Genomic DNA, 11,862 nt, shown 5'->3' with positions numbered 1-11,862 from the left:
GGGCCTGTCGGCCCGGGAAAATTAATGCGTTTTATATTCTGCGTCGGCCGCATCGAAGCGCGCCTGCGCTTCAGCAGAGGGCGCACGCCCCATCAGGCTCACAACGTAGATCGCGATGCTAGCAAACAGGAAGCCAGGGATGATTTCGTACAGACCCAGCCAGCCATAATGTTTCCATACCAGCACCGTCAGCGCGCCAATTACCATGCCCACCAGCGCGCCGTTGCGCGTGGTGCGTTTCCAGCAGACCGAGAACAGTACTACCGGACCAAACGCGGCGCCGAAACCGGCCCAGGCATAACTCACCAGCCCCAGAACACGGTTCTCAGGATTAGAGGCCAGCGCAATAGCAATCAGAGCCACCACCAGTACCATCATACGGCCAAACCAGACCAGCTCTTTCTGACTGGCGTTTTGACGCAGCAGACCTTTATAAAGATCTTCCGTTAGCGCGCTGGAGCAGACCAGCAGCTGGCAGCTTAGGGTAGACATAACCGCCGCCAGGATAGCCGAAAGCAGAATGCCAGCGATCCACGGGTTAAACAGCAGACGCGCCAGCTCGATAAAGACGCGCTCGCCGTTTTCACTTACGCCAGCCGCCTCTTCCGGATGGTTCTGGAACCAGGCGATGCCAAAGAAGCCCACCGCAACCGCGCCGCCCAGACAGAGGATCATCCACGCCATACCGATACGTCGTGCGGTACGGATCGAGCGATGCGAGTCGGCCGCCATGAAGCGCGCCAGAATATGCGGCTGACCAAAATAGCCCAGGCCCCAGCCCAGCAGCGAAATTACCGCAACAAAATTCAGCCCTTTCAGCATATCGATGTTTTCCAGGCTTTTCGCTTCAATCACCCGCAGGGAATCCTCAAAGCCGCCCACGGAGATAATCACCATAATCGGCGTTAACAGCAGGGCGAAAAACATCAAACTGGCCTGGACGGTATCGGTCCAGCTTACCGCGAGGAAACCACCCACAAAGGTATAAAGAATAGTGGCGGCCGCTCCGGCCCACAGCGCTGTTTCGTAGCTCATACCAAAGGTGCTTTCAAACAGGCGCGCCCCGGCCACAATGCCGGATGCACAGTAGATGGTGAAGAAAACCAGAATAACGATGGCGGAGATAATCCGCAGCAGCTTGCTGCGATCCTCGAAGCGGCTGGTAAAGAAATCAGGCAGCGTCAGGGCGTTATTGTGATGTTCAGTTTGTACGCGCAGGCGACCAGCTACGATTTTCCAGTTCAGCCAGGCACCGATAATTAGCCCGATGGCAATCCAGCTTTCTGAAATTCCTGACAGAAAGATAGCGCCGGGCAACCCCATCAGCAGCCAGCCACTCATATCCGATGCGCCCGCTGAAAGTGCGGTAACCAGGCTGCCCAGACTACGCCCCCCAAGAATGTAGTCATCGAAATTTTTGGTTGAGCGCCAGGCTATAAAGCCAATCAACACCATGCCAAGAATATAGATGATGAATGTCACCAACATCGGTGTGCTTAATGTCATCAGGTTCTCCATTTATTATCGGTATTAAGCAGAGGGTTGTTTGCCCTGTGTTCACCGCCGGAACGCAGCGGTTTTTATTAAAAACTTATCTTTGGCGCGCTATCCTGCCGGAAAGGTTTATAACGCACAACATTTAACACAGCTGTTACACTGAATTCACTCCCTCTCGTTATCAGAATTTCAGAAGGTTGCACCAGGTCACGTTTCAGTCAGTAACACCCTGGTCGCAACCGCGCCAATCTCAGAAAATTCGGGCTTTCGCAAAAGTGGCGAGGAATTTGCAGCAATATCTATGCCGCTTTCGCAGATTTAACAATTTGGCATTTGCGCGGAGTGTTAACAGGCTCACAATTAACACGGTTGCACAAAGTTGCAACATAGGTGATATTGCGCCATACAACGGTGATATAAGGTTTTGAGGAGCGTTAAAGGCATGGCAACGACGACCATGGGTGTCAAACTGGATGAAGCCACCCGCGAAAGAATCAAACAGGCTGCACAACATATCGATCGCACCCCGCACTGGCTGATCAAACAAGCGATTTTTAACTATCTTGAGCAGCTGGAGCAGGGTACGCAGCCCGCTGAATATCCGCTGCAGGCAGCAGCCAATGAATCAGAAGAGGCATTGCTGGAAGAGCCACATCAGCCGTTTCTTGATTTCGCGGAACAGATCCTGCCGCAAACGGTTACCCGTGCAGCCATTACGTCTGCCTGGCGTCGCCCGGAACCTGAAGCCGTCTCAATGATGCTGGAGCAGGCGCGTTTACCTGCCCCGCTGGCAGAAAAAGCCCATCAGCTTGCCTGGTCGCTGGCGGATAAGCTGAGGCACCAAAAAGGGGCAACCGGACGCGCCGGAATGGTGCAAAGCCTGCTACAGGAGTTTTCGTTATCCTCTCAGGAAGGCGTGGCGCTGATGTGTCTGGCGGAAGCGCTGCTGCGCATCCCTGATAAACCGACGCGCGATGCGCTGATCCGCGATAAAATCAGCAACGGCAACTGGCAGGCGCATCTGGGCCGCAGTCCTTCGCTGTTTGTGAATGCCGCCACATGGGGTCTACTGTTTACCGGCCGTCTGGTCGCAACGCATAACGAAGCCAACCTGTCGCGCTCCCTTAACCGTATTATCGGTAAAAGCGGCGAGCCGCTGATCCGCAAAGGCGTGGATATGGCGATGCGTTTGATGGGCGAGCAGTTTGTTACCGGCGAAACCATCGCAGAAGCGCTGGCCAATGCCCGTAAACTGGAAGAAAAAGGCTTCCGCTACTCTTACGATATGCTGGGCGAAGCGGCGCTGACCGCCAGCGATGCGAAAGCGTATCTGCTCTCTTATCAGCAGGCGATCCATGCCATTGGCAAAGCCTCTAACGGGCGTGGTATTTACGAAGGCCCGGGGATCTCGATCAAGCTTTCTGCGCTGCATCCACGCTACAGCCGCGCGCAATACTCGCGCGTTATGGAAGAGCTCTACCCTATTCTTAAATCGCTGACGCTGCTGGCGCGCTCTTACGATATCGGGATTAATATCGATGCCGAAGAGGCGGATCGTCTGGAGCTGTCGCTCGATCTGCTGGAAAAACTCTGCTTCGAGCCGGAACTGGAAGGCTGGAACGGTATCGGCTTCGTTATTCAGGCTTATCAGAAGCGTTGTCCGTTTGTGATTGACGCGCTGATCGATCTGGCGCAGCGCAGCCGTCGTCGTCTGATGATTCGTCTGGTAAAAGGCGCTTACTGGGACAGCGAAATCAAACGCGCGCAGGTCGAAGGGCTGGAAGGCTATCCGGTCTATACCCGCAAGGTCTACACCGATATCTCTTACCTGGCCTGCGCCCGCAAGCTGCTGGCTGTGCCTAACCTGATTTATCCGCAGTTCGCCACCCATAACGCCCACAGTCTGGCGGCGATCTATCATCTGGCGGGCAATAACTATTATCCCGGTCAGTATGAGTTCCAGTGCCTGCACGGCATGGGCGAGCCGCTGTATGAGCAGGTGGTCGGCAAAACCGCTGATGGCAAGCTGAACCGCCCGTGCCGTATCTATGCGCCGGTCGGCACCCATGAAACCCTGCTGGCTTACCTGGTGCGTCGTCTGCTGGAAAATGGCGCTAACACCTCGTTTGTTAACCGTATCGCGGATAAAACCCTGCCGCTGGATGAGCTGGTGGCCGATCCGGTTCAGCAAGTTGAGCGGCTGGCCGCAACGGAAGGCGCCATTGGTTTGCCGCATCCGAAAATTCCGCTGCCACGCGATCTGTACGGTAATAAACGCCCCAACTCCGCCGGACTGGATTTAGCTAACGAACACCGCCTGGCGTCCCTCTCCAGCGCCCTGTTAAGCAGCGCCGCGCATTTATGGCGCGCCGAACCGATGATTGAAGGCGAGCTCGGCCAGGGGGAATACCGCCCGGTGCTAAACCCGGCCGATCCCTCCGACCTGGTGGGCGAAGTGCGTGAAGCCAGCGAGCAGGAAGTAGCACAGGCACTGGAAGCGTCGGTAAATGCCGGTCCAATCTGGTTTGCCACTCCAGCGCAGGAACGCGCCGCTATTCTGGAACGCGCCGCTGAACTGATGGAAGGTCAGATGCAGACGCTTATCGGCATCCTGGTGCGCGAAGCGGGTAAAACGTTCAATAACGCCATTGCTGAAGTGCGCGAAGCGGTCGATTTCCTCTATTACTACGCCGGCCTGGTAAGCAGTGACTTTGATAATGAAACCCATCGTCCATTAGGGCCGGTGGTCTGTATCAGCCCGTGGAACTTCCCGCTGGCGATCTTTACCGGGCAGATTGCTGCCGCCCTGGCGGCGGGCAACAGCGTGCTGGCGAAACCCGCAGAGCAAACGCCGCTGATTGCCGCTCAGGCGGTACGCATTCTACTTGAAGCGGGCGTGCCGGCTGGCGTCATTCAGCTGCTGCCTGGCCTCGGCGAGACTGTAGGTGCCCAGTTGACCGGCGACGATCGGGTGCGTGGCGTTATGTTTACCGGCTCGACTGCCGTAGCGAGTTTGTTACAGCGTAACCTGGCCGGACGCCTCGATCCGCAGGGCCGCCCAACGCCGCTGATTGCCGAAACCGGCGGAATGAATGCGATGATCGTTGACTCCTCCGCGCTGACAGAGCAGGTGGTGCTGGATATCGTTTCCTCTGCCTATGACAGTGCGGGCCAGCGCTGTTCGGCGCTGCGTCTGCTCTGTATTCAGGAGGACGCTGCCGAGCATACGTTGAAGATGTTGCGCGGTGCGATGGCGGAGTGCCGTATGGGCAATCCGGAGCGTCTTTCCACTGATATTGGTCCGGTAATTGATGCCGAGGCGAAAGAGAATATTGAGCGTCATATTCAGGCGATGCGCGCCAAAGGGCTGACGGTGTTCCAGGCGGTACAGGAGCATCAGCAGGACAGTAAAGAGTGGACGCAGGGCACCTTTATTAAGCCGACGCTGATTGAACTGAACAGTATTGATGAACTGGATAAAGAGATCTTTGGCCCGGTACTGCATGTGGTGCGTTATACGCGTAGTTCACTACCGCAGCTGATTGAACAGATCAATGCATCGGGTTATGGCTTAACGCTGGGCGTGCATACCCGTATTGATGAAACTATCGGTCAGGTAACCCAGCGTGCGAAAGTTGGCAACCTGTACGTTAACCGTAATATGGTTGGCGCAGTGGTTGGCGTACAGCCGTTCGGCGGCGAAGGCTTATCAGGTACCGGTCCGAAAGCGGGTGGCCCGCTTTACCTCTATCGTCTGTTATCGCATCGTCCGGATAACGCGCTGCAGGTCACGCTCGATCGTCACGATGCCGAACAGACGCTTGATGCGACGCTGCGCCCTGCCCTTATCGAAGCGCACAAGGCGCTGAGCGACTGGGCCAACGCGCAGCCGCAGCTGGCGGAAGTCTGCGCCCGCTATGAAAAACTGGCGCAGGGCGGCACGGTACGCTTGCTGCCGGGCCCAACCGGCGAGCGCAATACCTATATTCTGCTGCCGCGCGAGCGCGTGCTCTGTCTGGCGGATAACGAGCAGGATGCGCTGGTACAGCTGGCGGCGGTGACCAGCGTCGGCAGTCGCGCTTTGTGGCAGGATGATGAGCTGCATCGTAAGCTGGCACAGTCGCTGCCGGAGAAAGTACGCGCACGTATCGATTTTGCCCAGGATCCGCTGGCTCAGGAACAGCACTATGATGCGGTGATCTATCACGGCGACGCCGATCAGCTGCGTTTGCTGTGCGAGAAGATTGCCGCACGCGGCGGCGCGATCGTTTCAGTGCAGGGCTTTGCCCGTGGCGAAACCAATCTGCTGCTGGAGCGTCTGTTAATTGAACGCTCGCTGAGCGTCAATACCGCTGCGGCGGGAGGAAATGCCAGCCTGATGACGATTGGCTAACGCCACCGGTTACCACAAGCCGCCTTAATACAGGGCGGCTTTTTTTTACCCTGGTGCCTGGACAATCATTACCTTATCGAAGGTGGATACCACAAGGCCACGAGTACGCCATGACTGACAGGCAAGAACAAACCAGAGAAAAACAGCCCCCAACGCCTCACGATGCGGCATTCAAACAGTTTCTTACGCATCCCGATACCGCCAGATATTTTATAAGCTTTTGTTTTCATTTATAAACCACATTGTGCAGGCAGGCGAACAGCCAGACGCAGAGGCCTTTGTACGCAAACTGGCACAAAGGGTGCCACAACACGAGGATGCACTGATGACCATCGCACAGCAGCTAGAACAGAAAGGCCTTGAACAAAGTATCAGACCTGGTGAACAGCGTGGCATTGACCGCTCCATCGTGATGAAGACCGGCCTTTCTGAACACGAGCTGGCACAGATCCATCACTGATACGCAGCTTCTGTTTAAAAGAGGCTACTGTTAACCCGATGCGGTCAAACAAACGCGTTAACAAACTTCTCACCCTTCGTCAAAACCTGATGCCCTGGTTATGGATTACGCGGCCCTGGTTTAGACATCAAACTTCATGCGCAGCAGACGCGGATAGATAAACAGCGATTTTCCCAGGCCTTTATTCAATAGCTTCCATACCGCTATCGAACACAGTGAACAGAGCGCCACCATGCCAACCGGAAAGCCGACCGCCCAGAGTATCGAGAACAGCGCGGAATCAAACAGGTGATGATCCAGCGCGAACAGGATGGCCGTCATACCGAAATATTCAATAAAGATGCGGTGCAACACATAAATTTGCAGCGTATTTTTACCGACCCAGTTCATCCACGTCATGCGGAAGTGGTTGTTCAGGGTGCGGCAGAGCGCGATGCAGAACAGGATAGCTAACGTGCACAGGAACAGATTTTTCTGTAGGCCCAGCAGTAGATGCCCCACGGACAGTAACGCTAATCCCAGCCACGGCAGCAGGTTATTTTTGTGCCATTCGCTAAGATGGATAACCTGCGCGCTCCAGAATGAACCCATAATGAAATAGATAAAATATTGTGAGAGGCTTTCCGGTCCCCATCCAGGGATGATTTTTTCCACTGCCAGATAATTCAACAGCACCGCGACAATAACCAGTGGCAGGCGCTGTTTGCGGAACAGTTTCGCAAACAGAAAGAACAATCCCAGCGCATAGAGATACCAGGAACTGCTCATTGCCAGCAGCATCAGTGATATAAATTCCTGCGGTGATTCAGCATACGAGGAATTAATATTACTGGAAATACGATGATGAGTGATCTCTGAAGAGATACCGTAAATAGAAAGCCACTGAATAACACCCCAAAGAATATAAAGATAAAAAAGATTAGTTACGCGACTGGTAAATACTTTTTTCCACGGTTTGTCATTAATTGCCCGCGCGGCCAGCATGCCGGATACAAAAAAGAAAGCTGGCATACGCAACGGCGACAGAACGGTATTAAACGCCACCCACAGGTGGGCCGGTAGGCCGCCTGCCGTGAGATGTTTCAGCGTGCCTTCAAATCCAGGTAACACCACATGATAGAGCACCACCAGTAGAATGCAGCCGCCTTTTAGGGTATTGATCCATTGAATTTCCTGACTTTTTTTATCGTTCATTGCTGTGATTCCCGCTAAGTTGACGGAAGTAAAAAGGCAGAATAGCCAGCCTGCATTATTAACGGGACGTGAATGAAATCGCTGTAGCTTTTATCTTAAAAAGAATAATCGGCCCTGACGCAAAGTAATCAGAGGGTCATTGAAACAATAAAAAAACGGGCAGCCCGCGAATGTGGCTGCCCGTTGGATAAATAGATTTAGGAGTAACCTGGCGTCGGTAAGGCCAGTTATTGGCTAAGGAATTTCTCCAGGAACTGACGCGTACGCGCCTGTTGAGGATGCGCAAACAGCTCTTTTGCCGGCCCCTGCTCCACAATGCGTCCCTGATCCATAAAAATAGCGCGATCGGCTACGTCACGCGCAAAGCTCATCTCATGCGTAACAATTACCATAGTGCGTTTCTCTTCCGCCAGCGAACGAATGGTACTGAGCACCTCGCCGACCAGTTCAGGATCCAGCGCCGAAGTAGGCTCATCAAACAGGATCACTTCAGGACGCATCGCCAGCGCACGGGCAATGGCTACGCGCTGCTGCTGTCCGCCAGAAAGGCGGCGCGGATAACTTTCCTCTTTACCGTGCAGCCCTACCTTCTCCAGCAGCGCCCGGGCGCGCGCTATCGCCTCGGCTTTGGGTTCACCCTTAACGATGACCGGACCTTCAATAATATTTTCCAGTACCGAGCGATGCGGAAACAGGTTAAAGCTCTGGAATACAAAGCCCACCTGCTGGCGCAGCTGGCGTACGCGCTCTTTCTGTTTACTGACAGGCAGAGCGGCATTGATTTCAATATCGCCCACTTTAATGGCGCCGCCGTCGGGTATCTCCAGCAGATTAATGCTGCGCAACAGCGTGGTTTTTCCCGAGCCGCTGGGGCCGATGATTGCCACGACTTCACCGGAAGCGACCTCAAGATCGATACCATGCAGCACCGTCTGACCGTTAAACCGTTTTACCAGTTTGCTGACTTCAATGGCGCTCATTTGGCCTCCCGATCCTGACGGTTAACATAATCTTCCAGGCGGTTTTGCAGCGCCGACAGCACGGTCGCCATCACCCAGTAGATCAGCGATGCCGCCAGATACATGGTGAAAACCTCCAGCGTGCGTGAAGTGATCAGCTGCGCCTGGCGGAACAGCTCCGGCACCTGAATGGTGGCAGCCAGCGAGGTATCTTTCACCAGGCTGATAAAGCTGTTGCCCAACGGCGGTAACGCGGTACGTGCCGCCTGCGGCAGCACCACGCGACGCAGTGTTTGCCAGCGCGTCATGCCGATACTGGCCGCCGCTTCCCACTGACCGCGCTCAATGGCGGCAATCGCGCCACGCAGCGACTCAGAGGCGTAGGCTGCGGTATTTAACGACAGGCCAATCATCGCCGACGGGATAGGATCAAGCTCGATGCCAAACTGCGGCAGACCGTAATAGATCATAAACAGCTGAGCAATCAGCGGGGTGCCGCGAAAAATGGAAACATAAATGCGCGCCAGCCAGTTGATTGGCCAGAAGGATGAGAGCCGCATCAGCGCCAGGATAAAACCCAGCACCAGGCCAAAAAACATGCCGCCAATGCTGAGCTGCAGCGTGAACAGCGCGCCCTTTAATAAAAAAGGTGCTGAATCCAGCACCAGTTGGATACTCTCTTGCATTATTTAGTAACGTCCGCGCCGAACCATTTTTGTGAAATCTTATTCAGCGTGCCGTCTGTCTGCATGGTGGCAATCGCCTGGTTAATAGCGTTCAGCATATCTTCATTGCCTTTACGCAGCGCCACACCCGCTTCCTGACGTGAGAATGCAGGACCTGCTACCGCCATGGTATTACCGGTTTTCTTCACCAGGTCGAGCGCGGCCAGGCGGTCAACCAGAATGGCATCCACACGACCAGAGCGCAGATCCTGATATTTAGTCGGGTCATCATCGTAGGTGCGAATATCAACATTTTTCACATTCTCACGCAGCCACTGCTCATAGTTGGTGCCAAGGCCGACGCCAACTTTTTTGTTCGCCAGATCCTGCGGGCTTTTAATGGTGCCTTCTTTATCTTTACGGGTCAGCGCCTGAATGCCGGAGACGGTATAAGGCGTGGAGAAATCATATTTTTTCTTACGTTCGTCGGAAATCGTGACCTGGTTAATCACCACATCGATGCGTTTGGAATCCAGCGATGCCAGCATGCCATCCCATTTGGTCGGCTTCAGGCTTGCCTTAACGCCAAGATGCTCAGCCAGCGCTTCGGCAAACTCCACTTCGAAGCCGGTCAACTTGCCGTTTTCATCCTGAAAGCTAAACGGCGGATAGGTGCCTTCCAGACCCACCAGCAGGCTGCCGCGCTCTTTAACCTTGTTGAGCAGGTTTTCCGCCGCGAATGTTTTTACGTTAACACCCGCGACCAACGCCACGGCCATCACGCCCAGAACCAGTTGACGACGTACCTGAGAAAAAATCATATTTACCCCGTTTATTGTTGGATTGTGTGTAAAACGCTTTCGTTAAAAAGCAAAGCCGAATAGTTCGGCTTTGTTACGAAAAAGCAAAGATCATTAAACAGAATGATTGTATACCCTAAATAATTCAAGCTGCATCGCCACGGCAATCGCCTGGATCCCGATGCAGTTACACCAGTAAGGGATTTTCGTTTTCGCCATCAGACCAAAGGGTGATAAGCAAATAATGCCGGTGCGCCACCGGTATGCACAAACAGCAATGGTCCTTCACGCTGGAAGCGCTGCTGACTGATACCATCGATTAATCCTGCCATCGCTTTGCCGGTATAGACCGGATCAAGGAAGATGCCTTCCAGGCGTGCCAACAGCTTCACTGCTTCCATGCCCTCTTCGCTGGGCATGCCGTAGCGCGGACCAAAATAGTCATCCCAAAGCGTGATTGCCGCGCTGCTGTGCGTCTCCAGCAGGCTGGCAACCTGCTGCTGGAGGCCGGTAACCAGCGGCAGCTGATCGACAACTTTGCGTGACACCGTCACGCCAACCAGCTCCGTTTCCGGCAGCAGATGTTCTAATCCCAGCGCCAGACCCGCATGCGTGCCCGCACTGCCGGAGGCCACAACCACCGCAGCGAAATCCACAACATCTTCGCTTTGATGAGCGATCTCCTGCGCGCACTCCACATAACCCAGTGCGCCCAGCGCGTTAGAACCGCCAACCGGCACCACATAAGGACGAAAGCCCTGCGCTTCCAGACGAATGCGCAGCTCCTCCAGCTGTTGCGCGGGCGCATGCAGCGTATCCACCAGCTCTACTTCGCAGTCCATGAGATCAAGTAGCAGGCGGTTGCCGTTGCTGAGATAGTTTTCCGCCTGAGTTTGGATCGGGTTCTCCAGCAGGGCAAAACACTTCAGACCCAGCTTTGCCGCCACTGCGGCAGTTTGGCGTACGTGGTTTGACTGGATAGCCCCGGCGGTAATCAACACATCGGCCCCTTCGCGCAACGCATCCGCCGCCAGAAACTCCAGCTTGCGTAGCTTGTTTCCACCCAGCGCCAACGGCGTAATATCATCACGCTTGATAAAAATATCGCGGCCAAGGTAGTCGGAAAGACGTGGCAAATGCTCCAGCGGCGTTGGGGCGCCAACCAGTTCTAGACGGGGGAATTGGATCAGATTAGACAGGGACAAAGCAGCCTCCACGCACACAGAATAATGGCTACAGTGTTGCAGAAGATCTGTCGGGGATCTATGGTCAGTTCGTGTGATGAGGCGCAGACGCGCCTGGCTGCTGAAAAAGTCAGCGCGGCACGGATGAAAACCCATCCGTGCCGAACACTTAATTACGCTGCCATCCTAAAAACTGGTCATATTTTCGCAGGGCAATGCGGTAGTTATTGTTTCCGGCATCCGGTAAATCTTTTTCCAGACATTCGTGCCAGCTTCCGCCGCGTAATTTTTCTGCCGGGTAATTTTTCGCCGACAGCATGTCATCCAGACGACGCAGACGAACCACATACTCACGTATTGTGCTGTGGCTCATTTCCGTCTGTTCAAACAGGTATTGTTTAAACGCCATAATGTCAAAATAATTGGGGTGCGTATTGCAGTAAATATCGCTGCAAAACCGGCACAGAGCGGTCAGTTCGTTTTGTAATTTAAGCCAGACCTGATCGTCGATCGGCTGGTCCATCCGGGATATGGCTTCTTTATTGATGATCTGACCGCGAAAAACTAACGCCATCCTGTCGAGTACTTTTCCGCAGTGTGAACAATTACTTTGGCTGTGTTTAAAGTCTTTAAGATAACGGCTTAATGGCCTCGTTTTTAGTTTGGTTCCCATTGAGGAGACCCCCGGTTATATGTCTCGAAAGCGAGAG

8 protein-coding genes and 1 pseudogene are annotated in these 11,862 nt (G+C 54.2%); 2 read left to right on the top strand and 7 right to left on the bottom strand.

Features of this window, described 5'->3' with window-relative positions:
- Positions 1 to 21: 21 nt before the first annotated feature.
- Entirely contained in the window at positions 22 to 1,506 is a 1,485-nt protein-coding gene (gene putP / locus ACQE3Z_RS03585; RefSeq protein ID WP_426972194.1) for a sodium/proline symporter PutP, read from the bottom strand.
- A gap of 433 nt (positions 1,507 to 1,939) precedes the next feature.
- Between putP and putA the strand changes: the two genes are divergently transcribed.
- Both putA and ACQE3Z_RS03575 read left to right on the top strand, forming a co-directional pair.
- Positions 1,940 to 5,890, top strand: a complete 3,951-nt coding sequence (putA, locus tag ACQE3Z_RS03580) for a trifunctional transcriptional regulator/proline dehydrogenase/L-glutamate gamma-semialdehyde dehydrogenase (RefSeq protein ID WP_426972192.1) — start codon at positions 1,940 to 1,942, stop codon at positions 5,888 to 5,890.
- Positions 5,891 to 6,110: 220 nt separating this feature from the next.
- Positions 6,111 to 6,350 (top strand): annotated as a pseudogene (locus ACQE3Z_RS03575) (ISNCY family transposase); the annotation flags it as partial.
- 120 nt (positions 6,351 to 6,470) lie between these two features.
- Here ACQE3Z_RS03575 and ACQE3Z_RS03570 read toward each other — a convergent pair.
- The 6 genes from ACQE3Z_RS03570 to fliZ all read right to left on the bottom strand — a co-directional run bounded on the left by ACQE3Z_RS03570 (position 6,471) and on the right by fliZ (position 11,825).
- Positions 6,471 to 7,544: an acyltransferase family protein gene (locus ACQE3Z_RS03570; protein WP_426972190.1), complete on the bottom strand. Its 1,074-nt coding sequence runs from the start codon at positions 7,542 to 7,544 to the stop codon at positions 6,471 to 6,473.
- Between the two features lie 227 nt (positions 7,545 to 7,771).
- On the bottom strand, positions 7,772 to 8,524 hold the full coding sequence (tcyN, locus tag ACQE3Z_RS03565) for an L-cystine ABC transporter ATP-binding protein TcyN (RefSeq protein WP_426972189.1): 753 nt from the start codon (positions 8,522 to 8,524) through the stop codon (positions 7,772 to 7,774).
- Positions 8,521 to 9,189, bottom strand: a complete 669-nt coding sequence (tcyL, locus tag ACQE3Z_RS03560) for a cystine ABC transporter permease (protein WP_426972188.1) — start codon at positions 9,187 to 9,189, stop codon at positions 8,521 to 8,523. The genes tcyN and tcyL overlap by 4 nt, the downstream gene beginning before the upstream one ends.
- A complete protein-coding gene (gene tcyJ, locus ACQE3Z_RS03555) occupies positions 9,189 to 9,989 on the bottom strand; it encodes a cystine ABC transporter substrate-binding protein (protein WP_250650195.1) in 801 nt (266 codons plus the stop codon). The genes tcyL and tcyJ overlap by 1 nt, the downstream gene beginning before the upstream one ends.
- A gap of 197 nt (positions 9,990 to 10,186) precedes the next feature.
- Entirely contained in the window at positions 10,187 to 11,173 is a 987-nt protein-coding gene (locus ACQE3Z_RS03550; protein WP_426972187.1) for a D-cysteine desulfhydrase, read from the bottom strand.
- 148 nt (positions 11,174 to 11,321) lie between these two features.
- Positions 11,322 to 11,825: a flagella biosynthesis regulatory protein FliZ gene (fliZ, locus tag ACQE3Z_RS03545; RefSeq protein WP_085071397.1), complete on the bottom strand. Its 504-nt coding sequence runs from the start codon at positions 11,823 to 11,825 to the stop codon at positions 11,322 to 11,324.
- Positions 11,826 to 11,862: the final 37 nt, after the last annotated feature.

The sequence above is a fragment of the Pantoea sp. FN0307 genome (assembly GCF_050113815.1).
GTDB classification, from domain to species: domain Bacteria; phylum Pseudomonadota; class Gammaproteobacteria; order Enterobacterales; family Enterobacteriaceae; genus Mixta; species Mixta alhagi.
The sequence above is the reverse complement of the archived record's forward strand: the minus strand, read 5'-3'. Positions and strand labels throughout refer to the sequence as shown.